This window comes from Propioniciclava sp. MC1683 (assembly GCF_014164675.1).
Taxonomy (GTDB): Bacteria; Actinomycetota; Actinomycetes; order Propionibacteriales; family Propionibacteriaceae; genus Propioniciclava.
This window is the reverse complement of sequence record NZ_JACJFX010000005.1, coordinates 67,946-92,210: the sequence shown is the minus strand read 5'-3', so window position 1 is coordinate 92,210 and position 24,265 is coordinate 67,946. Positions and strand designations below refer to the sequence as shown.

General features: G+C 71.7%; 23 protein-coding genes. 18 read left to right on the top strand and 5 right to left on the bottom strand.

All coding sequences use genetic code 11. The annotated features are described in order from the left end of the window. The first annotated feature begins 40 nt into the window (after positions 1-40). The 3 genes from dnaE to H5397_RS04500 are packed head-to-tail and all read left to right on the top strand — an operon-like array spanning position 41 to position 5,538. Entirely contained in the window at positions 41-3,580 is a 3,540-nt protein-coding gene (dnaE, locus tag H5397_RS04510; protein ID WP_182815124.1) for a DNA polymerase III subunit alpha, read from the top strand. Positions 3,581-3,590: 10 nt separating this feature from the next. Continuing rightward, a complete protein-coding gene (locus tag H5397_RS04505) occupies positions 3,591-4,097 on the top strand; it encodes a hypothetical protein (protein ID WP_182815123.1) in 507 nt (168 codons plus the stop codon). After that, a complete protein-coding gene (locus H5397_RS04500) occupies positions 4,090-5,538 on the top strand; it encodes a CYTH and CHAD domain-containing protein (protein WP_182815122.1) in 1,449 nt (482 codons plus the stop codon). The genes H5397_RS04505 and H5397_RS04500 overlap by 8 nt, the downstream gene beginning before the upstream one ends. 10 nt (positions 5,539-5,548) lie before the next feature. Here H5397_RS04500 and ybaK read toward each other — a convergent pair whose 3' ends face one another. Both ybaK and H5397_RS04490 read right to left on the bottom strand, forming a co-directional pair. Further along, the gene (gene ybaK, locus H5397_RS04495; RefSeq protein ID WP_182815121.1) at positions 5,549-6,043 is read right to left on the bottom strand and encodes a Cys-tRNA(Pro) deacylase; all 495 of its coding nucleotides are present in this window, start codon (positions 6,041-6,043) and stop codon (positions 5,549-5,551) included. Then, on the bottom strand, positions 6,043-6,780 hold the full coding sequence (locus tag H5397_RS04490; protein WP_182815120.1) for a DUF554 domain-containing protein: 738 nt from the start codon (positions 6,778-6,780) through the stop codon (positions 6,043-6,045). The genes ybaK and H5397_RS04490 overlap by 1 nt, the downstream gene beginning before the upstream one ends. A gap of 21 nt (positions 6,781-6,801) precedes the next feature. Here H5397_RS04490 and hisD point away from each other — a divergent pair, with 21 nt between their 5' ends. From hisD to priA, 5 genes are read left to right on the top strand one after another with little or no spacing between them, the layout of a single operon-like run. Beyond that, positions 6,802-8,121 carry a histidinol dehydrogenase gene (hisD, locus tag H5397_RS04485; RefSeq protein WP_182815119.1) on the top strand — a complete coding sequence of 440 codons (1,320 nt, stop codon included), beginning with the start codon at positions 6,802-6,804 and terminating at the stop codon, positions 8,119-8,121. After that, positions 8,115-9,212, top strand: coding sequence for a histidinol-phosphate transaminase (locus tag H5397_RS04480; RefSeq protein WP_182815275.1), 1,098 nt, complete (start codon positions 8,115-8,117; stop codon positions 9,210-9,212). The genes hisD and H5397_RS04480 overlap by 7 nt, the downstream gene beginning before the upstream one ends. Next, complete coding sequence (gene hisB, locus H5397_RS04475) at positions 9,212-9,823, top strand: imidazoleglycerol-phosphate dehydratase HisB (RefSeq protein WP_182815118.1); 612 nt, start codon at positions 9,212-9,214, stop codon at positions 9,821-9,823. Before H5397_RS04480 ends, hisB begins: the two co-directional genes overlap by 1 nt. Then, positions 9,820-10,458 (top strand): imidazole glycerol phosphate synthase subunit HisH, encoded by a 639-nt coding sequence (gene hisH, locus H5397_RS04470; RefSeq protein WP_182815117.1) that lies wholly within the window; start codon positions 9,820-9,822, stop codon positions 10,456-10,458. The genes hisB and hisH overlap by 4 nt, the downstream gene beginning before the upstream one ends. Then, positions 10,455-11,186: a bifunctional 1-(5-phosphoribosyl)-5-((5-phosphoribosylamino)methylideneamino)imidazole-4-carboxamide isomerase/phosphoribosylanthranilate isomerase PriA gene (gene priA, locus H5397_RS04465; RefSeq protein ID WP_182815116.1), complete on the top strand. Its 732-nt coding sequence runs from the start codon at positions 10,455-10,457 to the stop codon at positions 11,184-11,186. Before hisH ends, priA begins: the two co-directional genes overlap by 4 nt. 1 nt (position 11,187) lies before the next feature. Here priA and H5397_RS04460 read toward each other — a convergent pair whose 3' ends face one another. The 3 genes from H5397_RS04460 to H5397_RS04450 form a co-directional block, all read right to left on the bottom strand. Further along, positions 11,188-11,946: an S-layer homology domain-containing protein gene (locus H5397_RS04460; RefSeq protein ID WP_220491987.1), complete on the bottom strand. Its 759-nt coding sequence runs from the start codon at positions 11,944-11,946 to the stop codon at positions 11,188-11,190. Positions 11,947-12,357: 411 nt separating this feature from the next. After that, positions 12,358-12,765, bottom strand: coding sequence for a hypothetical protein (locus tag H5397_RS04455; protein ID WP_182815115.1), 408 nt, complete (start codon positions 12,763-12,765; stop codon positions 12,358-12,360). A 9-nt stretch (positions 12,766-12,774) separates the two neighbouring features. Further along, positions 12,775-13,962, bottom strand: coding sequence for an MFS transporter (locus H5397_RS04450; protein WP_182815114.1), 1,188 nt, complete (start codon positions 13,960-13,962; stop codon positions 12,775-12,777). A 73-nt stretch (positions 13,963-14,035) separates the two neighbouring features. Here H5397_RS04450 and H5397_RS04445 point away from each other — a divergent pair, with 73 nt between their 5' ends. From H5397_RS04445 to H5397_RS04400, 10 genes are all read left to right on the top strand, one after another. Continuing rightward, the gene (locus tag H5397_RS04445) at positions 14,036-14,824 is read left to right on the top strand and encodes a YebC/PmpR family DNA-binding transcriptional regulator (RefSeq protein ID WP_182815113.1); all 789 of its coding nucleotides are present in this window, start codon (positions 14,036-14,038) and stop codon (positions 14,822-14,824) included. A 46-nt stretch (positions 14,825-14,870) separates the two neighbouring features. After that, positions 14,871-15,437: a crossover junction endodeoxyribonuclease RuvC gene (gene ruvC, locus H5397_RS04440; RefSeq protein ID WP_182815112.1), complete on the top strand. Its 567-nt coding sequence runs from the start codon at positions 14,871-14,873 to the stop codon at positions 15,435-15,437. Further along, the gene (gene ruvA, locus H5397_RS04435; RefSeq protein ID WP_182815111.1) at positions 15,434-16,045 is read left to right on the top strand and encodes a Holliday junction branch migration protein RuvA; all 612 of its coding nucleotides are present in this window, start codon (positions 15,434-15,436) and stop codon (positions 16,043-16,045) included. The genes ruvC and ruvA overlap by 4 nt, the downstream gene beginning before the upstream one ends. Then, a complete protein-coding gene (ruvB, locus tag H5397_RS04430; RefSeq protein ID WP_182815110.1) occupies positions 16,045-17,085 on the top strand; it encodes a Holliday junction branch migration DNA helicase RuvB in 1,041 nt (346 codons plus the stop codon). The genes ruvA and ruvB overlap by 1 nt, the downstream gene beginning before the upstream one ends. A gap of 75 nt (positions 17,086-17,160) precedes the next feature. Then, positions 17,161-17,559, top strand: coding sequence for a preprotein translocase subunit YajC (yajC, locus tag H5397_RS04425; RefSeq protein WP_182815109.1), 399 nt, complete (start codon positions 17,161-17,163; stop codon positions 17,557-17,559). 34 nt (positions 17,560-17,593) lie between these two features. Continuing rightward, positions 17,594-19,156: a protein translocase subunit SecD gene (gene secD, locus H5397_RS04420; RefSeq protein ID WP_182815108.1), complete on the top strand. Its 1,563-nt coding sequence runs from the start codon at positions 17,594-17,596 to the stop codon at positions 19,154-19,156. Next, on the top strand, positions 19,156-20,322 hold the full coding sequence (gene secF, locus H5397_RS04415) for a protein translocase subunit SecF (protein WP_182815107.1): 1,167 nt from the start codon (positions 19,156-19,158) through the stop codon (positions 20,320-20,322). Before secD ends, secF begins: the two co-directional genes overlap by 1 nt. Next, on the top strand, positions 20,319-20,852 hold the full coding sequence (locus H5397_RS04410) for an adenine phosphoribosyltransferase (protein ID WP_182815106.1): 534 nt from the start codon (positions 20,319-20,321) through the stop codon (positions 20,850-20,852). The genes secF and H5397_RS04410 overlap by 4 nt, the downstream gene beginning before the upstream one ends. Before the next feature lie 2 nt (positions 20,853-20,854). Continuing rightward, positions 20,855-21,907: a TrkA family potassium uptake protein gene (locus H5397_RS04405; RefSeq protein ID WP_182815105.1), complete on the top strand. Its 1,053-nt coding sequence runs from the start codon at positions 20,855-20,857 to the stop codon at positions 21,905-21,907. Between the two features lie 160 nt (positions 21,908-22,067). Further along, a complete protein-coding gene (locus H5397_RS04400; RefSeq protein ID WP_182815271.1) occupies positions 22,068-24,257 on the top strand; it encodes a bifunctional (p)ppGpp synthetase/guanosine-3',5'-bis(diphosphate) 3'-pyrophosphohydrolase in 2,190 nt (729 codons plus the stop codon). The last annotated feature ends 8 nt before the right edge of the window (positions 24,258-24,265 follow it).

Sequence of the window (24,265 nt, the reverse complement as noted above, 5' to 3'; positions counted from 1 at the left end):
GCAGGCTAGGGTGGGGCACCTTGGGAGGTTGACACCACACATGGGCGACGAATTCGTTCACCTGCACTGCCATTCCGAGTTCTCGATGCTGGATGGCGCGGCGCGCCTGAAGGCGCTCGCGAAGGGTGCCGAACAGATGGGCATGACCGCGTTGGCGGTCACCGACCACGGCAACGTGTTCGGCGCCTACGAGTGGTACAAGACGGCGAAGGGCAGCCCCGTCAAGCCGATCATCGGCCTCGAGGCGTACCTCACCCCGAAGACCCACCGCTCCGAGCGCAAGCGGGTTCAGTTCGGCGACGGCACGGGCGACGACGTGGCGTCCAAGGGCGCCTACACCCACATGACGATGTGGGCCTCCGACAACGAGGGCATGCACAACCTGTTCCGGCTGAGCTCGCTGTCGAGCCTGGAGGGGTTCTTCTACAAGCCGCGCGCCGACCGGGAGCTGCTGAACCGCTACGGCAAGGGCCTGATCGCCACGACCGGGTGCCCCTCGGGCGAGGTCCAGACCTACCTGCGCCTGGGGCAGTACGAGCAGGCCGTGGCCTCGGCCGCCGAGTTCCGCGACATCTTCGGGGCCGGCAACTTCTACGTCGAGCTCATGGACCACGGGCTCGACATCGAGACCCGCGTGCGCGCCGACCTGCTGCGCCTGGCCAAGGAGCTGGCCCTGCCGCTGGTGGCCAGCAACGACCTGCACTACGTGCACGCGACCGACGCCGACGACCACGACACACTGCTGTGCGTGAGCGCCGGCGCGAACAAGGACACCCCGGGCCGCTTCAAGTTCGACGGGACGGGCTACTACCTCAAGAGCCCGACCGAGATGCGGCAGCTGTTCAGCAACCTGCCCGAGGCGTGCGACAACACGCTGGCGATCGCCGAGCGGTGCACCGTCACCTTCGACGAGGGGATGGGCACCTACATGCCCCAGTTCCCCGTCCCGGTGGGGGAGTCGGAGGAGTCCTGGTTCCACAAGGAGGTCCGCCGCGGGCTCGAGGAGCGCTTCCCCGACGGCGTCCCCGACTACGCCATCAAGCAGGCGGAGTTCGAGGAGCAGGTCATCATCGGCAAGGGTTACGCCGGGTACTTCCTCGTCGTGGCCGACTTCATCAACTGGGCCAAGGCCAACGGCATCCGGGTGGGTCCGGGCCGTGGCTCGGGCGCCGGCTCGATGTGCGCCTTCGCGATGCGGATCACCGACCTCGACCCCGTGCCCCACGGCCTGATCTTCGAGCGGTTCCTGAACCCCGAGCGCCCCTCGATGCCCGACTTCGACGTCGACTTCGACGAGCGTCGTCGCGGCGAGGTGATCCGGTACGTCACCGAGAAGTACGGCGACGACCGGGTCTGCCAGATCGTCACCTACGGCACGATCAAGGCGAAGCAGGCGATCAAGGACGCCGGCCGCGTGCTCGGCAAGCCCTTCGCCCTGGGCGAGAAGATCACCAAGGCGTACACGCCGCCCGTCATGGGCAAGGACGTGCCGATCGCCGAGGTCTTCAACCCCGAGCACGGCCGCTACGGCGAGGGTGCGGAGTTCCGCGAGCTGTACAACACCGACCCCGAGGTGAAGGAGGTCGTCGACACCGCCCGCGGCATCGAGGGCCTCAAGCGCCAGTGGGGCGTCCACGCCGCCGGCGTGATCATGTCGAGCAAGCCCCTGCTGGACGTCATCCCGATCATGAAGCGGGAGCAGGACGGCCAGATCATCACCCAGTTCGACTACCCCAGCTGCGAGAGCCTGGGCCTGGTCAAGATGGACTTCCTGGGCCTGCGCAACCTCACGATCCTCGACGACGCCGTGCGCAACGTGAAGATCAACACCGGCGTCGACCTCGACCTCGACGCGCTGGCCCGCGACATGACCGACAAGGCGGCCTACGAGCTGCTGGCCTCGGGCGAGACCCTGGGCATCTTCCAGCTCGACGGTGGCGGCATGCGCTCGCTGCTGCGGCTGATGCAGCCCGACAACTTCGAGGACATCTCCGCGGCGCTCGCGCTCTACCGGCCGGGCCCGATGGGCGCCGACTCGCACACCAACTACGCGCTGCGCAAGAACGGCCGGCAGGCCATCGAGCCCATCCACCCCGAACTGGCCGAGCCGCTGGCCGACATCCTCGACACGACCCACGGCCTGATCGTCTACCAGGAGCAGGTGCAACAGATCGCGCAGAAGGTGGCCGGGTACAGCCTCGGCAAGGCCGACCTGCTGCGCCGCGCGATGGGCAAGAAGAAGAAGGAGGTCCTCGACGCCGAGTTCGTGCCGTTCAGCGACGGCATGCGGGCCAACGGGTACTCCGACGCCGCGATCAAGGCGCTGTGGGACATCCTCGTCCCGTTCTCCGACTACGCGTTCAACAAGGCCCACACCGCCGCGTACGGCGTGATCTCCTACTGGACCGCCTACCTCAAGGCCCACTACCCGGCCGAGTACATGGCTGCGCTGCTGGAGTCGGTGAAGGGCGACAAGGACAAGACCGCGATCTACCTCGGCGAGTGCCGCCGGATGGGCATCAAGGTGTTGCCGCCCGACGTCAACGAGTCGGAGGAGATGTTCACCCCGGTGGGCTCCGACATCCGCTACGGGCTGGGCGCGATCCGCAACGTCGGCCACAACGTGGTGCAGGGCATCATCGAGGCCCGCACCGAGAAGGGGCCGGCCCGCGACTTCAACGACTTCCTCGACCAGGTGCCGGCCGTGGTGTGCAACAAGCGCGTCATCGAGTCGCTGATCAAGGCCGGGGCGTTCGACTCGCTCGGCCACACCCGGCGCGGGCTGATGGAGGTCTTCGAGGAGAAGGTCGACCAGGTGGTCAGCCTCAAGCGCAACCAGGCGCTCGGCCAGGACGACCTGTTCGGCGACTTCTTCGGGGGCGACGACGCGGACGCCGAGGGCGGCGGCCTGCTCCACTCCACCCCCGTGCCCAACCTGGCCGAGTGGGAGAAGATGACGCGGCTGGCGTTCGAGCGCGAGATGCTCGGCCTCTACGTCTCCGACCACCCGCTGCAGGGCCTCGAGCACGTCCTCGCGGCCAACCGCGACCTCGGCATCCAGCAGTTGACCGCCGACGACGGCCCCCGGGACGGCGTGGTCACGATCTGCGGCATGATCACCGGCATCCAGCGCAAGCAGACCAAGGACGGCAAGGTCTGGGCGATCCTGAGCGTGGAGGACCTGGACGCCTCGATCGAGGTGCTGGTGTTCAACAAGGCCTACGCCCCCGTGGCGATGTCGCTGGGCACCGACGTGGTCGTCCGGATCAAGGGGCGCCTGCGCGACCGCGACGACTCGGTCGAGCTCACCGCCTCCGACGTCAGCTTCCCCGACGTGAGCGCCGGGCCGTCCGGGCCGGTGACGATCTCCCTGCCCACCGCGCGGTGCACCCCCGAGGTCGTCGAGCAGCTCAAGTTCACGCTGCGCCAGCACCCGGGCACCCAGGAGGTGCGCGTCCGGCTGGTGAGCCCGCAGCGCGCGACGGTGTGGCGCCTGGACGACCGCCTGCGCGTGCAGAACACCAACTCGCTCGTGGCCGACCTCAAGGCGCTGTTGGGGCCGTCCTGTGTCAGCGCCTAGCATCACTGCCATGGGGTTCCGCAGCGCGGTGAGCCGCACGCTGGTGCTGACCGTCCTGGCCGTCCTGGTCGGGGCGGTGGCCGCGCTGCTGTGGGCGAACCTCGCGGTGCTGCCGGAGTGGACGGTCCAGGCCGACGGCCACGCCGAGATCTCCGACAGCGGCCGCGCCGAGATGTTCTCCGCCTCGTTCTGGTACTCGATCCTCGCCATGGCCGGCGGCCTCGCCCTCGGCATCGCCGCGTGGGTGCGGCTGCGGGTGATCGGGTGGCCGGTCGCGGTGATCACGGCCGCCCTGGCCGTCGTCGGCGGGCTGACCTGCTGGTGGCTGGGCGAGGTGTTCGGCCCCGGCCCGTTCCCCGAGCGCCTGGCCGCCGCCCAGGCCGGCGACAAGGTCGAGGTCGCGCTGCTGCTGTCCGCGCCGTCCGCCCTGGCCGTCTGGGTGTTCGCCGCCGTCGCCGTCCCGCTGTTCGCCGCGTCCCTGGGCCCCGAGGTCGCCAAGGCGCCCCGCGATGCCTGAGCGGGCCCTCGAGGTCGAGCGGAAGTTCACCGCACCGGCCGGGTTCGCCCCCGACTTCACGGGGCTCGTCGAGGTGCTGGCCACCGCGGTCCACGAGCTGGATGCCACCTACCACGACACCCTGGCCTGCGACCTCGCCGACGCCGGCTGGTCCCTGCGCCGCCGCACCGGCGGGCACGACGACGGCTGGCACCTGAAGCGGCCCGCCACGGGCGAGGGACGGGTCGAGGTCACCGCCGCCCTGTCGGCCGATGTTCCCGGGGCGCTGCGCCAGGAGGTCCGCGAGGTGACCGGTCTGGCGGCCGTCATCCCCGTGGCCCGCCTCCGCACCACCCGCGTGGAGACCTTCCTCGGCACCGACGGCGTCCCCGTCGCCACCCTGGCCCAGGATGCGGTGCGGGCCACCACGCGGGCGGGGGAGGATGCCTGGGCCGAGGTCGAGGTCGAGCTGGTGCCCGGGGTGCCCGCCGCGCTGCTGGACGGGCTGTCGGAGCACCTCGTCGCCGCTGGCGCCACCGTGGCCCCGCACACCTCCAAGGTCGCCAGGGCGCTGGCCGCGGTGCCCCGCTTCACCCCGCCCGCCTCGCCCCAAGCCCCGGCCGCCGACGTCCTGCTGGCCTGGGCCGCGCGCCAGGTCGGGGTGCTGCAGGCCCTGGAGGCCGGCGTCCGCACCGACGAGCCCGACCACGTGCACAAGGCGCGCGTCGCGACCCGCCGGCTGCGCAGCCTGCTGAAGACCTTCGCCCGCCTGTTCGACACCGACCGCACGCGACCGCTCCGGGCCGAGCTGCGCTGGCTGGGCGCCGTCCTGGGCGAACCCCGCGACGCCGAGGTGCTGCGGGAGGAGTTCGGCGACCTGCTGGCCGAGCTGGGCACCGACGTGGCGCCCGAGGTGCGCCACGGGCTGCTCGACCACCTGCGCGCCGAGCACGACCGGGCCCACGCGGCCCTCGTCACCGAGCTGGACGGCGAGCGCGCCGCCGCGCTGCGGGCGGCCCTCGTCTCCCTGCTCACCGACCCGCCCCTGCGCGGCCGCGCCGACCGGCCGGCTGGCGAGGTCCTGCCGCCCCTGCTGGCCCGGGCCGTCGCCGAGGTGTCCCGCCTCCGGGAGGAGGCCAGCGAGGCCCCCGAGGAGCTCGAACGCTGGCACGAGGTGCGCAAGGCCGCCAAGGCGGTGCGCTACGCGTGTGAGGCCATGGAGGCGTCCGTCCCCGGGCTGTCCGACGAGGTCACCGCGTGGGAGGCGGTCACCGAGTCCCTCGGGGAGCTGCAGGACACCGCGGTCGCGAGCGACCTCATCGTGCAGGTCGCGCGGCGCAGCGGCGCGGACCCCGACACCGGCGCGTGGCGGGTGCTGCGCGACGCGCAGTCCGACCGGCGCCGGGCGGCGTTCGCCGAGGCGCAGCTCGCGCTGGCCGCGGTGCTCGACCGTCGGCCCTGAACCGCGTCGGTCAGCGGCCGATCGGTGCGAAGGTCGCGTGCGTGGCTGCGGCCAGGTCGGCGGGCGCGATCCCCAGCTGCAGGCCGCGCTTGCCGCCCGAGACGTACATCACGTCCAACGCCTCGGCCGACGCGTCGATGACCGTGGGCAGGGGCGTCCGCTGTCCGATGGGGGAGAGCCCGCCCACGACGTAGCCCGACGAGCGTTCGGCCACCTTCGGGTCGGCCAGCTCGGCCTTCTTCGCGCCGAGGGCGGTGGCGATGGCCTTGAGGTCGAGGCGTCCGGCGACCGGGACGATGCCCACCGCGAGCTGCCGGGGGCCGGTGGTGACGACGAGGGTCTTGAAGATCACCGCCGGGTCGAGGCCCGTCTCCCGCGCCGCCTCGGCGCCGAAGTCGGTGCTGTCGTCGTGGTGGATGTACTCGACTGGGGTGAAGGCGATGCCGGCCGCGGCCAGCGCGGCCGTCGCCGGGGTGCCGCCCGCGGCCTGCTTGCGCCGGGCCATCAACGCAGGCCCGCGACGAGGGCGACCAGCACGGGCGCGAAGACCAGCGCCGGCAGCAGGTCGCCGACCGGGATGTTCTTGAGCTTGAGCAGGCGCACGCCCAGCGCCATGAGCATGACCCCACCGGTCGCGGTGAGGGCGTCGATCTGGGCCATCGAGAACAGGTCGCCGAGCAGGAAGGCGGCCAGCGTGAGGCTGCCCTGCACCAGACCGACGGCGATGGCCGAGAACAGCACGCCCCAGCCGAGGGTGCTCGCGAACGCGATGGCGGCGAAGCCGTCCAGCACGGCCTTCACCAGGAGCTGGTCGGCGCCGCGGCCCAGGCCGTCCGACAGCGAGCCGAGGATGGTGAGCGGGCCGATGCAGAACAGCAGCGTCGGGGTGACGATGGCGTCGACGAACGTGCCCGCGTCGCCGGTGCCCGAGAAGCGCTGGCGCAGCCACGCCGCGCCCCACTCCAGGCGCTGCTCGATGCGCAGGGCCGAGCCGACGATCGCGCCGAACAGGAGCGAGCCGAGCACGATGAGCATGGGCGCCCCGGCGCCGACGGCGTCGGCGAGGTTCTGGGATGACATCGTCAGGGCCGAGCCGACGCCGAGGACCAGCGTGATCAGGCCCAGCACGTCGGTGATGGTGCCGCTGGTGCGCTCGGGGATGCGGTCGCCCAGGAGGCGCCCGATGACCGCGCCGAGGGCCACGGTGACCACGTTGGTGACCGTCCCGATCCCGATGAACATGGGGCCCATAGAATCAGCCCCGTGGAACTCCGCCTGATCGATGTCCGAGGACTGACCCCCGACTACCGCGCCGTGGTGCCCCGCGGCGCGTTCGACATCGACCATGCCCTCGGGGCGGTGAAGGGGATCTGCGACGCGGTCGCCGAGCGCGGAGAGGCGGCCCTGCGCGAGTTCGCCGAGCGGTTCGACAAGGTCGTGCCCGAGCACCTGCGTGTACCGGCCGAGGCGCTGGCGCGCTGCGCCGACGAGCTCGACCCCGAGGTGCGCGCGGCCTTCACCGAGTCCATCCGCCGGCGCCGCGAGGTCGCCGAGACCGAGGGGACGCCGGACCTGGTCCGCGCCGAGGTCGCACCCGGCGCCGTGGTCGAGACCAAGACCGTCCCGGTGGCGCGCGTCGGTCTCTATGTGCCCGGCGGCCTCGCGCCGCTGGCCAGCAGCGTGCTGATGAACGTCGTGCCCGCGCAGGTCGCCGGCGTCGGCTCCCTCGCGGTGGCCACCCCGCCGAGCGCAGAGTTCGGCGGGCTGCCGCACCCGTCCATCCTGGGCCTGTGCCACCTGCTGGGCGTCGACGAGGTCTACGCCGTCGGCGGCGCTCAGGCGATCGCGATGTTCGCCCACGGCGTCGAGGGCCTGTGCGCGCCGGTCGACCTGGTCACCGGGCCCGGCAACATCTGGGTCGTGGCCGCCAAGCGGTACCTGCGCGGCGTGGTGGGCATCGACTCCGAGGCCGGCCCCACCGAGATCGCCGTGCTCGCCGACGACTCCGCCGACGCCGCGTACGTCGCCGCCGACCTGATCAGCCAGGCCGAGCACGACCCGATGGCCGGCTCGGTGCTGGTGACCGATTCGCCCGAGCTCGCGGCGTCCGTGAACGGCCTGCTGGCCGGGCAGGTGGCCGCGCTCGACAACGTCGACCGCATCGAGACCGCCCTCACCGGCCCGCAGTCGGCGATCGTGCTGGTCGACGACATGGAGCAGGGCCTGGCCGTCGTCGACGCCTACGGCGCCGAGCACCTCGAGGTGCACACCCGCGACGCCTACGCCCTGGCCCACCGGGTGCAGAACGCGGGCGCGATCTTCATCGGCCCGTGGTCCCCGGTGCCGCTGGGCGACTACTCGGCCGGCTCCACCCACGTGCTGCCCACGGCCGGCGCCGCCCGGTACCAGTCCGGGCTCACGGTGCGCAGCTTCTGCAAGACCGTGCACCTGATCCACTACACCGAGGGAGCGCTGCGCGAGGTCGGCCCGACCGTCGAGCGGTTCGCCCGCGAGGAGCGCCTCCCCGGCCACGCCGCGGCCATCACGGTGCGCACCGCCGCCGAGCAGGGGGACCGCTGGTGAGGCCGAACCCGTCGCTGGACGACCTGCCGCTGCGCCCCGAGCTGGTGGGGGAGGAGCCCTACGGCGCCCCCCAGCTCGACGTGCCGGTGTGCCTGAACGTCAACGAGAACCCGTACCCACCGTCGGAGGCCACCCTGGCCGAGATGGCCGAGGCGATCCGGGTGGCGGCCTACCACCGCTACCCCGACCGCGAGGCGTCCGAGCTGCGTGGGCTGCTGGCTGCCTACCTCGGCCACGGGCTCGAGATCGGGAACGTGTGGGCCGCCAACGGCTCGAACGAGGTGATGACGCACGTGCTGGGCGCCTTCGGCGGGCCCGGACGCCGTGTGCTGAGCTTCACGCCCACCTACTCGATGTACCCCGAGTACGCCCGCAACACGCACACCGACTACGTGACGGTGGCGCGCCGCGACGACTTCGGCCTCGACGCCGGGCTGGTGCTCGACGCGATCGCCCAGCACCAGCCCTCGGTCGTGCTCATCACCACGCCCAACAACCCGACCGGCACCACGACCCCGCTCGAGGTGGTGGCCGAGGTGCTGGCCGGCACCGACGCGATCGTGGTGGTCGACGAGGCCTACCAGGAGTTCGCCCGCGAGCCGGGCCGGACCGCCCTCACCCTGCTGGGCGAGCACGGCAACCTCGTGGTGAGCCGCACGATGAGCAAGGCCTTCGCCTTCGCGGGCGGCCGGCTGGGCTACCTGGCCGCGGCCCCCGCGATCGTGGACGCCTGCCGCATCGTCCGCCTGCCCTACCACCTGTCGGCGCAGACGCAGGCGGTGGCCTCGGTCGCCCTGCGCCACGCCGACGAGATGCTCGCCCGCGTCGACGACCTGCGGGCGGCCCGTGACGAGCTGCTGCGCCGCGCGCCGGCGATGGGCTTCGTGGTCGTCGACTCGGACGCGAACTTCGCGCTCGTCGGCCGGTGGGCCGACCGCCACCTCGCGTGGCAGCAACTGTTGGACCAGGGCGTCCTCGTCCGGGAGACTGGCCCGGCCGGGTACCTGCGCGTCAGCGCGGGGACGCCCGAAGAGATGGAGGCGTTCTACGCCGCGTTGGCGCGCGTGGACGCGCCGAGGATGGGGGAGTGATGGCACGCACGGCACGCGCGGAGCGGTCGACCAGCGAGAGCCAGATCGTCGTCGAGGTGAACCTCGACGGCACCGGTGTGGCGAACGTCAGCACCGGGGTCGGGTTCTACGACCACATGCTGACCGCGCTGGCGAAGCACTCCCTGATCGACATCACCGTCGAGGCCACCGGCGACGTGCACATCGACGGCCACCACGTGGTCGAGGACACCGCGATCGTGCTGGGCCAGGCCCTGCGCGAGGCGCTCGGTGACAAGAAGGGCATCAAGCGCTTCGGCGATGCCCTGGTGCCGCTGGACGAGGCCCTCGCCCGCTGCGTGGTCGACGTGGCCGGCCGCCCGTACGTGGTGTGCACCGGCGAGCCCGACGCGCAGGTGTACGCGCGCATCGGCGGCTCCGGTGTGCCGTACCAGGGGTCGATGACGTACCACGTGGTCGAGTCCCTCGCCCTGAACGCGGGGCTGTGCGTGCACCTCGACCTGGTCCGCGGGCGCGACCCGCACCACATCGTCGAGGCCCAGTTCAAGGCGCTGGCCCGTGCGCTGCGCACGGCCGTCGAGCCCGACGCACGCATCGAGGGCGTCATCCCCTCGACCAAGGGCGCCCTGTGACCCTGGTCGCGGTGCTCGACTACGGCTCGGGCAACCTGCACTCGGTCACGCGCGCCCTCGCGGTGACGGGCGCCGAGGTGGTCCTCACCGCCGACCCCGCCGCGGCCCTGGCCGCCGACGGGCTCGTCGTCCCCGGCGTGGGCGCCTTCGCGGCGTGCATGGCGGGCCTCGAGGCGGTCGACGGGCCCCGGATCATCCGCGAGCGGTTGGCGTCCGGACGCCGCGTGCTCGGCATCTGCGTCGGCCACCAGGTGATGTTCGGGCTGGGCTCGGAGCACGGGGTGGAGACCGCCGGCGTCGGCGTCCTGCCCGGCGTGGTGGAGGGGCTGGCCGCCCGCCGCCTGCCCCACATGGGCTGGAACACGGTTGATGTCCCGGCCGGGTCGGCGCTGTTCGCCGGCGTCGAGGACGAGCGGTTCTACTTCGTGCACTCGTACGCGGCCCGGGCGCTGCCCGAGGCGGAGGGTGTCGCCGTGACCTGGGCCGAGCACGAGGGCGACCGCTTCGTCGCCGCGGTCGAGGCCGGGGCGCTGGCGTCCACGCAGTTCCACCCCGAGAAGTCCGGTGACGCCGGTGCCCGCCTGCTGCGCAACTGGGTGGCCGCGTGCGCGGAGCCGGTACCCTCGCCTGCGTGACTGACGCGCTCTCCCTCCTTCCCGCCGTCGACGTGCAGGGCGGCCAGGCCGTCCAGCTGTCCCAGGGCATCGCCGGCTCCGAGAAGGTATTCGGCGACCCGCTCGCCGCGGCCCGCCGCTGGCAGGAGGCCGGCGCCGAGTGGCTGCACCTGGTCGACCTGGACGCCGCCTTCGGGCGCGGTTCGAACGCCGACGTCATCGCCGAGATCACCGAGGCGATGGACCTGAAGGTCGAGCTGTCCGGCGGCCTGCGCGACGACGCCGCGCTCGAGCGCGCGCTCGCGACCGGCTGCGCGCGGGTGAACCTGGGCACCGCCGCCCTGGAGAACCCCGACTGGTGCGAGAAGGCCATCGCCGAGCACGGCGAGCGCATCGGCATCGCCATCGACGTCAAGGGCACCCAGCTCGCCGCCCGCGGGTGGGTGCGTGAGGGCGGCGACTGGCGCGAGGCCGTCGACCGGCTCTCGGCGGCGGGGTGCCGCACGTTCGTCGTGACCGACGTGAAGTCCGACGGCATGCTGACCGGCCCCAACCTCCAACTGCTCAGGGACGTGGCCGCGCGCACCGACGCCGAGGTCATCGCCTCCGGCGGCATCGCCCAGCTCGACGACCTGCGCGCCCTGCGCGAGCTCGTGCCCCTGGGCGTGACCGGCGCGATCATCGGCACGGCGCTCTACGTGGGCAACTTCACGCTCACCGACGCCCTGCGCGTGGCCCGCGAGGGCTGACTCAGCCGGCCCGCCGGTACAGGAACGCGGCCATCGCGTCGCGGTTGACCGGGCTCAGCGGCCGGTAGGTCCCGTCGGCGTAGCCCGTCGTGGTGCCCGTCGAGGCGAGCCACTCGATCTCGGTGCGGAACGCCGTGCCGACCGGCACGTCGCTGAACCGGGCCCGCGTCGGCGGGGTGAACGCCGGCGATCCGGACGCGCGGTACAGGAAGGCGGCCATGGCGTCGCGGTTGATCGGGTCGTACGGCCGGAAGGTGTTGTCCCGGTACCCGGTGGTGATGCCGGCCGCCTTCATCCACTCGATCTCGCGGAAGAAGGGCGCGCCGACCGGGACGTCGGTGAAGGAGGCCCGGGTCGGGGCGGTGAACGCCGGCGATCCCGCGGCGCGGTACAGGAAGGCCGCCATCGCGTTGCGCTGGACTGGTTGCACCGGGCGGTAGGTGTTGTCGGACCAGCCCTCGCTGATCCTCATCGCGCGCATCCACTCGATCTCGCCCTCGAAGCCCGTGCCCGGGGGCACGTCACGGAAGGCCGGCAGGAGGGTCGGCGTGGTCCCTCGGGGCACCCAGTGGGCCAGCGTGGCGCCGCGGGCCGGCGTCCAGACCATCGCCAGCCTGCCGAACGTCTTGTGGAACGTGCCGTTCGGCCCGGCCAGGATCATCGACGTGCTGGACCCCGTGCGGGCCAGGGTCAGGGTGCGCATCCGCGCGTAGACCGCCTCCATCTGGGGCGTGATCGTGGACGCCGGGCTGGGGTACACCGCCGGTGCGGTGCTGGTGCCCGGGGAGGGGGCCGCTCGCGGCGGCCGGGGTGGCCGGGACCAGCAGCCCCGTGGTGACCAGGGCGACGGCGAGCAGCGAGCCCAGCCAGCCGCGCACGCGCCGCAGGGGCGAGAGCCGACGCGGCTCGGGCTCCGGCTCGGGGTCTGGGTCGGGTCGGGGTTCCTCTCGCGGACCGAGCAGCCCGTCGGTGCTCGCGAACAGGCCAGCGGTGTTGGCGCCGGATGCCGCCCCGGGCGGGAGGGGGTAGGGGTCGAGGTCGAACCGGCCCCGGACCTCGGCGAGGAAGTCCGGCTTGTGGGGGTGCGAGGCGGCGTGGCAGACGAAGTGCTCGTCTGGGCGGTCGGCGAACTGGTGAATGCGGGCGTTGAAGGCCTCGGCGGGGTGGTAGGTCACCCGGTCGACGAGCCCGAGCCGGTCGATCTGGTACAGGATGCGCTCCTGGTCGCCGTGCTCGATGCAGACGTTCCCGTGCACGGACTCGTCCCACCACGCGCGGACGTCCTCGAACGGGGTGTCCAACGCCGCCCGGCCAGGACGCCGGCGGGGAACCACTCGTCCAGCGGCCGGTCGAGCTGCATGAAGTACGCGTCGTCGTCGATCCAGACGAGGACGTCATCGTCGGGCATGCCGTCGAGCGCGCGCAGGATGGCGTGCAGCTTCTGGTCGTAGGGGCTCGCCACCGGGTACGGGGTGACGTCGAACAGGTACCCGTACCCGTGCCGGCCGGCGTAGCACTGGTGGTCGACCGGGGAGGCCAGCCGCGGGTGCGTGTGCGAGGAGAGGATGTGCACTGCCACGCGGTCACTCTAACCGTGGCGTGCCGAGCCGCCCCGCCTGCGGTGTGTGGACAGGTCGCGCAGGTAGACCGGGAGCGCGAGCAGCGCCAGGCCCGCCCCCACCCAGAAGACGCCGCGGTAGCCGATCGTCGGCACCAAGAACCCGAACAGGATCGGGCCCACGCCCGTGCCTGCGTCGAGCATGAAGAAGTGCGTGGCGACGGCGGCGCCCGTGCGGTCGCGCGGCACCCGGCTCACGATGGCCGCCTGCCCCCCGGTTGTCATGGTGCCCCAGGTGAGGCCGAGCGCAGCGGCGCCGGCGAGCAGCCACCAGCCCGCCTGCGCGCTGGCCACCACGCCCATCGCGACCGCGAAGCCGAGCAGGGCGGGGGCGATCACGCGGCCCTCGCCGAGGAGGTCCTGTGCCCGTCCGGCGGCGGGCCGGGCGACGAGCACGACGAGCGCGTAGGTGAGGAAGAACCACGCCGCGGCCGGGGCCAGGGGCGTGTCCCGGGTGGCCGGGTCGAGGAAGGCGAGGATGGAGGAGTAGGCGAACCCGCTCAGGCCGATCACCACGCCCATGCCCATGGCGCGGGAGTCCAGCAGCGTGCGCAGCGAGAACGGCGGCAGGGCCAGGGTCCCGTCCGGCCGCCCCGGCAGGCCGCGGCGGAAGACCACCAGCAACACCAGCGTCAGCACCGCGGCCACCAGGGCCGCGACGAAGACCCACCGCATCCCGGCGACGCCGAGCAGCGTCAGCGCGAGCCAGGGTCCGAAGCCGATGGCGATCGAGATGCCGGCCGAGAACCAGCCGGCCCCCTCGGCGCGGCGTCCGGCGGGCAGGGTCATCATCACGCCGCCGACGAGGGCCGAGCCCAGCAGGCCGAAGCCGATGCCGTTGAGCAGGCGGACGCCCATCATCACCCACAGCCCCGGCGCCACGAGGTATCCGGCGGTCGTGACCACGTAGAACGCTGACGCGGCGAGGGCGACGTGGCGCGGGCCGAACCGGTCGGTGAGCCAGCCGCCGAACAGGCGCGCCAGCAGCGCGCCCACGAAGAAGATGGACGCCAGCGCCCCGGCCTCAACCGGGGTGGCGCCGAAGGAGTCGACCGCGTGGCCGGCCATCGCCGGGACGAGCAGGTAGAAGATCATCGAGTTGAAGAACCCGGCGAACGACAGCCCGACGAAGCTCGGGGTCCACAGGCGCTCGCTCACGTGCGGAAGGGTAGCGGCCCGGTCACGATAGGATGGACGACGGACCTGAGGACGAACGAGGCGAAGGAGACCCATGGCAGGGCATTCCAAGTGGGCCACCACGAAGCACAAGAAGGCGGCACTGGACGCCAAGCGCGGCAAGCTGTTCGCGAACCTGATCAAGAAGATCGAGGTCGCCGCGCGCATGGGCGGTGGGGACCCCGGCGGGAACCCGACCCTGTACGACGCCATCCAGAAGGCGAAGAAGAACTCGGTCCCCAACGACAACATCGACCGCGCGGTCAAGCGGGGTTCGGGCGAGGGCGCCGACGCCGTCGCCTACGACGAGATCACCTACGAGGCGTACGGCGCCGCGGGCGTGGCGATCCTGATCCAGGTGCTGACCGACAACCGCAACCGCTCGGCGTCCGACGTCAAGGTCGCGATCACCCGCAACGGCGGCACGGTCGCCGACATGGGCTCGGTCGCGCGCGTCTTCGACCGCAAGGGCGTCGTCGAGGTCAAGAAGACCCAGCCGGCCGCCGACAAGAAGGCGGCCGACAGGGTCGTCACCGAGGACGACCTGCTCGAGGCCACCCTCGACGCCGAGCCCGAGGACATCGTCGACGAGGGCGACGTCTTCAAGATCGTGTGCGACCCGACCAACCTGGTCGCGGTCCGCAAGGCGGTCCAGGACGCCGGGCTCGACTATGAGTCGGCCGACCTCGAGTTCCGCCCGCAGTTCGAGCAGGCGGTCGACTCCAAGGAGGCGGCCGAGAAGCTGTTCAAGCTGCTGGACGCGATCGAGGACGTCGACGACGTCGAGGCCGTGTACAGCAATGAGGACGTGCCGGACGAAATCCTCGAGTCGCTCGACGCCTGAGGCTAGGATCCGAACAGACGTTCGGACTTCCAGGCTCAGGAGTGGCATGCGCGTGCTCGGGATCGACCCCGGCCTCACCCGGTGTGGGGTGGGGATCATCGAGGGCGACCTCGGGCGCACGCCGTCCCTGCTCCTGGCCGATGTCGTGCGCACCCCGGCCGAGATGGAGACGGGGCAGCGCCTGGCCGGCCTCGAGCGCAGCCTCGTGCAGTACCTGGCCGAGTACCGGCCCGACGCGATCGCGGTGGAGCGCGTCTTCGCGCGCCGCGACGTGAGCACGATCATCGGCACCGCGCAGGCCTCGGGTGTGGTGCTGCTCGTCGGCACGCGGGCGGGCCTGAGCGTGGCCCAGCACACGCCGAGCGAGGTGAAGGCCTCCATCACGGGCAACGGCCGCGCCGACAAGGCGCAGGTCGGCCAGATGGTCATGCGCATCCTGAAGCTGGACGCCCCGCCCCGGCCCGCCGACGCGGCCGACGCGGTGGCCCTGGCGATCTGCCACCTGTGGCGGGCGCCGGCCATCGCGCGCATCAACGAGGCGCAGGTGCGCCGCGACCTGGCGATGGGGCGGGCCCTGGCCCGCGCCCGCGCCGCGCAGAGGAGACTGGCATGATCGACCGACTCACCGGCACGGTGACCGCCGTCGGCGGCACGTGGGTGGTGCTCGACCTGAGCGGCTTCGGGGTGCGCGCGCTGTGCACCCCGGCCACCGTCGCCGCGGTGCGGGTGGGGGAGTCCGCGACGCTGCACACCTCGCTGGTGGTGCGGGAGGACTCGCTGACCCTGTACGGGTTCTCCGACGCGGACGAGCGCGACGCGTTCGAGCTCGTGCAGTCGGCCTCCGGCATCGGCCCCAAGATCGCGCAGGCGGTCGTGTCGGTGCTGCCGCCCGACGACCTGCGCGCCGCAATCAGCCAGGGCAACATCGCCGCGCTGACCCGGGTGCCCGGCATCGGCCCCAAGGGCGCGCAGAAGATGGTCATCGAGCTGAAGGACAAGGTGAACGCGCTCGGCGCCATCCCCAACCTCGGTGGCTCCCGCCCCTCGCTGCCGCAACCCGGCGACTGGCGCGAGCAGGTGGCCTCCGGCCTGGAGTCCCTCGGCTGGGGCAGCAAGGACGCCGCGGCCGCGGTCGACCGCGTGGCCCACCTGCGCGAGGCCGACGAGACCATCGGGATCGGCGATCTCATGCGCGCCGCCCTGCGGAGTCTGGCGAAGTGATGGCGAAGCTCTCCGACGACCCGCTCGACCCGAACGCCCACGTCGACGACCAGGCTGCCGAGGGTGCCCTGCGCCCGCCGTCGCTGGCCGAGTTCCGGGGCCAGCCCCGCGTGAGCGAGCAGCTCGGCCTCGTGCTGGCCGCCGCACAGCACCGCGGCGCGGTGCCCGACCACGTCCTGTTGTCCGGCCCGCCCGGGCTGGGCAAGACGACGCTGGCCATGATCATCGCCAACGAGCTGGGCACGCCGCTGCGGATCAGCTCGGGCCCGGCCATCCAGCACGCCGGCGACCTCGCCGCGATCCTGTCCGGGCTCGCCGAGGGGGAGGTCTTCTTCCTCGACGAGATCCACCGCATGAGCCGCCCGGCCGAAGAGATGCTCTACCTGGCCATGGAGGACTTCCGCGTCGACGTCATCGTCGGCAAGGGCCCCGGAGCCACCGAGATCCCGCTGGAGATCCCGCGGTTCACCCTCGTCGGCGCCACCACACGCGCCGGGCTGCTGCCCGGCCCGCTGCGCGACCGGTTCGGCTTCACCGGCCAGCTGGACTACTACGACGCCGCCGACCTCGTCGGCATCGTCAGCCGCAGCGCGGCCCTGCTCGGCGTCCGGATCGACACCGCCTCGGCCGAGGTCATCGCCGGCCGCAGCCGAGGCACGCCCCGCATCGCCAACCGCCTGCTGCGCCGCGTGCGCGACTACGCGCTGGTGAAGGCGTCCGGACGGATCACCCCGCAGGTGGCTGCCGCCGCCCTCGAGCTGTACGAGGTCGACGAACTGGGCCTGGACCGCCTCGACCGCGCCGTCCTCGAGGCCGTCTGCTCCCGCTTCGGCGGCGGCCCGGTCGGGCTGTCGACGCTGGCGATGAGCGTGGGGGAGGAGACCGAGACCGTCGAGGAGGTCGCCGAGCCGTACCTCATCCGGCAGGGCTTCCTGATGCGGACGCCCCGCGGTCGGGTCGCCACGCCCCGGGCGTACCGGCACCTGGGCCTCAGCGTGCCCGCGGCACGCGCGGACCTCTTCAGCGACAGCGACGACTGAGGCGGTAAGGTTGCCCCTTGGTGGGGTGCCGTACGGTGTGCCTCGCGTTCGTCCACCGAAGAGGTTTGTGTCCCGATGCCTGCTGACAACTCGATGCTGTCGACCCTGCTCATGTTCGCCGTCATGGGCCTGGCGTTCTGGCTGCTCCTGATCCGTCCCGCGCAGCGCAAGCAGAAGGCGCAGCAGGAGATGGTCCGGGCCCTCGGCCCGGGCACCCGCGTGATGACCACCGCGGGCGTGCTGGCCACGGTCCGCGAGGTGGGGGAGCGCACCGCCGTGATCGAGATCTCCCCCGGGGTGGAGATGACCGTCCTGAAGCAGGCGATCATGCGCACGGTCACCGCCGACGAGGAGGAGTTCGAGTACGACGACGAGGACGGGGCCGACGAGGCCGCGCCCGAGGCGTCCGGCTTCGAGACGTTCGACACCTTCGACCCCGAGCGGCCCGTCGACCCCGACACCCGCACCAACTGATCCCCCCGCACCACCGTTCGAGAGCCGGAGTCCCGTGGCAACCGAGAGCAGGCACAAGCAGCGTCCCCTGCGCACCCTCATCATCTTCTTCGCCGTCGTCGCGGCGCTGTTCGGCATCATGGCCCTGGCCAACACGTGGACGCCCAAGCTGGGCCTCGACCTGCGTGGCGGCACGACCATCACGCTGACGGCGCGCAACACCACCGGCAGCGGCGCGGTCGACCAGGCCAGCCTGGAACAGGCGCGCACGATCATCCAGCAGCGGGTCGACTCGATCGGCGTCGGTGAGTCCGAGGTCGCGGTCGTCGGCAACAACCAGGTCACCGTCTCGGTGCCGAACGTCGCCCCGGCCCAGCTGCAGGAGATGGTCGGCCAGACCGCCCAGCTGTACTTCCGCCCGGTGTACGCCGTGGAGATGGCAGGCCCCTCGACCGGTGGCGGCCTCCCGCTGCCCCCGCCCGAGCCGCGCCCGACCGTGGCGGCCAACCCGCAGCCCACGACCGACGAGGTGCTGGCCTGGCAGCCCACTGAGCGCGACCTGGCCGACTTCCAGGCCTACGAGTGCGGCCAGCCGTTCCCCGACGTGCCCGACCAGGTGCTGATCACCTGCGACCGCGAGAACGTCACCAAGTTCCTGCTCTACCCGGCGGTCATCGACGGCAAGATGCTGACCAACGCCAGCGCCGGCATCCCGCAGGCCAGCGTGAACTGGATCGTCCAGCTGTCCCTGAACCCCGAGGGCGCGGCGATCTTCGAGAAGGTCACCGGCGCCCTGGCCCAGAAGCCCGAGCCGCAGAACACCTTCGCGATCGTCCTCGACGGTGCCGTCGTCACCTACCCGCGCCTGTCGGGCCCGATTCCCGGCGGGCAGGCCCAGATCGAGGGCAACTTCACCCAGCAGAGCGCCACCGACCTGGCCAACGTGCTCAAGTACGGCTCGCTGCCGCTGTCGTTCGACCTCTCCGAGGTCTCCAACGTCTCCCCGACGCTGGGTGGCGAGCAGCTGCGCGCCGGCATCATCGCCGGCCTCATCGGCATCGGCCTGGTGCTGATCTACTCGGTGGTCTACTACCGCGCCCTGTCGATCGTGGTCATCGGCTCGCTCGCGCTGGCCGCCGTGCTGACCTACCAGATCATGGTGCTGCTCGGTGAGGGCATGGGCTTCGCCCTGAACCTGCCCGGCATCGCCGGCGCGATCGTGGCCATCGGCATGACGGCCGACTCGTTCATCATCTTCTTCGAACGCATCCGTGACGAGGTCCGCGAGGGCCGCTCGCTGCGCACGGCGATCGAGACCGGCTGGATCGGCTCGCGCAAGACGATCCTGATCGCCGACGCGGTATCGCTGCTGTCGGCGGTCGTCCTGTTCGCGCTGGCCATCGGTTCGGTGAAGGGCTTCGCGTTCACCCTGGGCCTGACGACCCTGATCGACATCGCGATCGTCTTCTGGTTCACCAAGCCGCTGGTCACGCTGCTCGGGCGCACCAAGTACTTCGGCGAGGGCCGCCGGTTCTCGGGCTTCGAGCCCGAGCACATGGGCGCCCAGCGCCGGTCCCCGATCCGTCGCCTCCGCGCGACCGCCCCCCAGGAGGTGTGATGAGCGAGCGGAAGGCCAGCCTCGCCCACCGGCTCTACACCGGTGACCTGAGCTACGACTTCGTCGGCAAGCGCAAGCAGTGGTACATCGTCTCGGCGGTCATCGTCGCGATCTGCCTCGCCGCCATCGGGCTGCGCGGCCTCAACCTGTCGATCGACTTCACCGGCGGCTCCGAGTTCACGGTGCCGACCCAGGTCACCTCGACCACCGTCGACGACTACCGCAACGCGGTGCAGGACGAGAGCGGGCTGCCCGAGCTCGGCGAGGTCAAGGTCAACTCCGTGGGCGACAACCAGGTGCGCATCCAGGTGCGCGCCCTGGGCGCCGAGGAGATCAACCAGATGACCTCGTTCCTGGCCGAACGTGCCGGGGTCGCCAACGAGGAGGTCACCAACAACCTCATCGGGCCGAACTGGGGCCAGCAGATCACCCAGCAGGGCCTGATCGCGCTCGTCGTGTTCCTCAGCCTCGTCGCGCTGATGATCGCGATCTACTTCCGCAACTGGAAGATGTCGGCGGCAGCCCTCATCGCCCTGCTGCACGACCTGATCGTCACCATCGGCGTGTACGCGATCCTGCAGTTCGCCTTCACCCCGGCGACCCTGATCGGCGTGCTGACGATCCTCGGCTACTCGCTGTACGACACGGTCGTCGTGTTCGACAAGGTGCGCGACAACACCACCGACATCACCAAGCAGTCCCGCACGCTGGCCACGGCGTCCAACCTGGCGATCAACCAGGTGCTCGTGCGCTCGATCAACACCACGATCATCGGTGTCCTGCCCGTGGCCGCGCTGCTGGCCGCCGGCGTGTTCATCCTGGGCACCGGCCCGCTGAAGGACCTCGGCCTGGCCATGTTCGTCGGCATGATCGCCGGGGCGTACTCGTCGCTGTTCCTGGCCGCGCCGATGTTCGTCCAGATGCGCGAGCGCGAGCCCGAGATCATCGCCCACAACAAGCGCGTCGCCAAGCGGGGCACGAAGAAGGAGCAGCCGGTCCCCGCCGCCAGCACGCTGCCCGCCACCGCGGGCGCCCCGCTGCTCTCCACGACGGACGCCCCGCCGGTCGACGCGGCCACCCTCGGCGCCGTCCGGGCCGAGGACCTCGGCCCGCGCAACCAGCCCCACCGCAGCACCCGCTCCGAGCGCCGGAAGGACGGCCGATGAACGCGAACCAGGAGCTCATCCTCGAGCTGATCCGCGACGTCCCCGACTGGCCCAAGCCCGGCGTGGTGTTCAAGGACATCACCCCGCTGCTGGCCAGCCCGAAGGGCTTCGAGGCAGCCGTCGACGAGCTGGTCGCGCTGGCCCCCGGCCCCATCGACATCGTCGTGGGCATGGAGGCGCGCGGGTTCATCTTCGCCGCCCCGGTGGCGCTCAAGCTGGGCGCCGGGTTCGTGCCGGTCCGCAAGCCGGGCAAGCTGCCCGGCGCGGTCGACGAGCAGAGCTTCGCCCTCGAGTACGGGCACGAGACGCTGACGATCCACACCGACGCCCTGTGGCCCGGCGCGCGCGTCATGGTCATCGACGACGTCCTCGCCACCGGCGGCACCGTCGGCGCGACGGCGGCCCTGATCAAGCGCCAGGGGGCCGAGCTGGTCCACGTCGCGGTGCTCATGGAACTGGGCTTCCTCGACGGCCGCGAGAAGCTCACCGAACTGGGCGCCGACACCCTCTCCGCGGTCGTCACGGTGTAGCCATGGCCGAGCGGTCGTCGCAGTCGCTGTGGGGCTACCAGGCCCTCGTCAGCCTGCCGACGGTGGCGGCGGACCCGTTCCGCGAGCTCGTCCGGCGGGCGCTGCTGGCGGTGGGCATCGTCCTGCTCAACACGTTGATCGTGTGGCTGGACCACGAGAGCTACGCCGACAACGTCAACGGGGACGGCGTCAGCTTCATCGACGCGCTGTACTACGCGACGGTCACCGTCACGACGACCGGGTACGGCGACATCACCCCGGTCTCCGACCACGCCCGCCTGCTGAACGCCCTGCTGGTCACACCCCTGCGCATCGCGTTCCTGATCCTGTTGGTCGGCACCACCCTCGAGGTGCTCGCCAACGAGGGTCGCCGCGCGATGATCGACACCCGCTGGAGGAAGAAGATGCGCAACCACACCGTCGTGCTCGGCTACGGCACCATGGGCCGCAGCGCGCTGAACACCCTGCTGCGCAACGGCGCCGAGTCCGACCGGATCGTCGTGGTCGACGGCAGCCAGGCCGCCGTCGACGAGGCCAACCGCAACGGGCTGGCCGCCTTCCTGGGCGACGCGACCTCGCGCGAGCTGCTGCGGCGCGCCGAGGTGCCCAAGGCCAAGCACATCGTGATCACCGTCAACCGCGACGACACGGCGATCCTGGCCACGCTGACGGCCCGCCAGCTGAACCCGCACGCGCACATCGTCGCGGCGGTCCGGGCCGCCGACAACGTGTCGCTGCTGCGGCAGAGCGGCGCCGACGGCGTCATCACGAGCTCGGACGCCGTGGGTCGCCTCATCGGCCTCTCCGCCGTCAGCCCCGACCTGGGCGCCACGATGGAGGACCTGCTGTCCTACGGCGAGGGCCTCGACATCGCCCAGCGCCTGGTGGCCCCCGACGAGGTCGGCCACAGCACGCAGGACATCGTGGGCGAGCGCGTCCTCGGCGTCGTGCGCGGCGGCCTGCTGCGCCGCTTCTTCGACCCCAGCGTGGCCACGCTGAAGACCGGCGACGAGCTGGTCGTGGTCCGCCCCAGCCGTCGGACGCGCCAGCGGTAGACTCGGCGCCACCGTCGATGGGGGGAGGGGGCACACCGTGAGTGAGGCCACGAACCAGACTGCGGGGACGCAGGCGTACGACCCGCGCGTGCCCGCGCTGCCGGACGCCCCGTCGCCCCTGCCCGCCGCGCCCGACCAGCCGCGCCGCAGCGTGCGCCGGATGCTGGCGCTGCTGGGTTCGCAGAAACCCTCCACCTCGGCGGCCCTCGACCCGCTGTTCGCGGCGATGCGCCAGCACCACGCCAAGGTCGACACCGCGGTCATCGAGCGCGCCTACCGCACCGCCGAGCACTACCACGACGGGCAGACCCGCAAGAGCGGCGACTCCTACATCACGCACCCCCTCGCCGTGGCGACCATCCTGGCCGGCCTGGGGCTGACCGAGCCGACGATCTGCGCGGCCCTGCTCCACGACACGGTGGAGGACACCGGCTACACGCTGGCCCAGCTGACCGCCGACTTCGGCGAGGAAGTCGCCACGATGGTCGACGGGGTCACCAAGCTGGACAAGATGGTCTACGGCGAGTCGGCCAAGGCCGAGACCATCCGCAAGATGGTCGTCGCGATGGCCCGCGACATCCGGGTGCTGGTGATCAAGCTGGGCGACCGGCTGCACAACATGCGCACGATCACCTCGCTGCGCCAGGACAAGCAGATCCGCATCGCCCGCGACACCCTCGAGATCTACGCCCCGCTGGCGCACCGCCTGGGCATGAACGCGATCAAGTGGGAGCTGGAGGACCTCTCGTTCTCGGTCATCGAGCCCAAGATCTACTCCGAGATCGTCAAGCTCGTCGCCGAGCGCGCCCCGCTGCGCGACCAGTACCTGGGCACGGTGGTGAACCAGGTCAAGGAAGACCTGGCCGAGAACAAGATCAAGGCCACGGTGTACGGCCGGCCCAAGCACTACTACTCGATCTACCAGAAGATGATGGTCCGCGGCCGGGACTTCTACGACATCTACGACCTGGTCGGCCTGCGCATCCTGGTCGACACCAAGCGCGAGTGCTACGACGTCCTGGGCGTGCTGCACGCCCGCTGGCGCCCCCTGCCCGGGCGGTTCAAGGACTACATCGCGATGCCGAAGTTCAACCTCTACCAGTCGCTGCACACGACGGTGCTGGGTCCCGGCGGCAAGCCGGTGGAGCTTCAGATCCGCACCCACGACATGCACCGGCAGGCCGAGTTCGGCGTGGCCGCGCACTGGCGGTACAAGGAGGGGCGCAGCGCCGGCGACCAGATCAACTGGGTGCAGTCGATCTCGGAGTGGCAGAAGGAGACCGAGGACTCCGGGGAGTTCCTCGACACCTTCACCGAGGAGATCGCCAAGAACGAGGTCTTCGTGTTCAGCCCCAAGGGCGACGTGATCTCGCTGCCCGCCGGGTCGACCCCGGTCGACTTCGCCTACGCCATCCACACCGAGGTCGGCCACCGCTGCATCGGCGCCCGCGTCAACGGCAAGCTCGTGCCGCTGGACTCGGCCCTGGAAATGGGCATGAGCGTCGACATCATCACCTCGAAGGCCGCCAACGCCGGGCCCAGCCGTGACTGGCTGGGCTTCGTCAAGACTCCGCGGGCCCGGTCGAAGATACGCCAGCACTTCACCCGCGAGCGCCGCGACGAGGCCATCGAGCAGGGCAAGGACATGCTCACCAAGCAGATGCGCCGGGCCTCGGTGGCCCAGCGCCTGCTCACCCCGGAGGTGCTCGCCGGCTTGGTCCAGCACTTCCACGTCTCCGACGTGCCCAGCCTGTTCGCCGCCATCGGTGAGGGCTCGGTCGGGCCGCAGGCCGTGGTGCACCAGCTGGTCGAGACGGTCGGGGGCGGCGAGGCCGCGGCCGAGGCGTCCCTCGTCGACGAGGCGCTGCTGCTCAAGCCGATGCGCAAGCTGCCGCGTGACCACTCCGGTGTCGTCGTGGACGGCGACCCCGACATGTACACGAAGCTCGCCAAGTGCTGCCTGCCGGTGCCCGGCGACGACATCCTGGGCTTCGTCACGCGGAGCGAGGGCATCTCGGTGCACCGCGTCGACTGCACCAACGTCGGGTCGCTGAAGCGCTACCCCGAGCGGATCGTTCCGGTCTCCTGGTCGCCGACCGCCGACGCGGCGTTCCTGGTCGCCGTACAGCTCGAGGGCATCGACCGCGGTGGCATGCTCAGCGACGTCACCCGCGTGCTGAGCGACCTGCACATGAGCATCGTGTCGGTGAGCGCCAACGCGTCCAAGGACCACGTGTTCACGATGCGGCTGACGTTCCAGACGCCCGACCCGCGCCACCTCGACATGGTGCTGCGGAGCCTGCAGCGCGTCCCCGGCGTGTACGAGGTCAGCCGGGTCAAGCCGGGCTGATCAGCGCA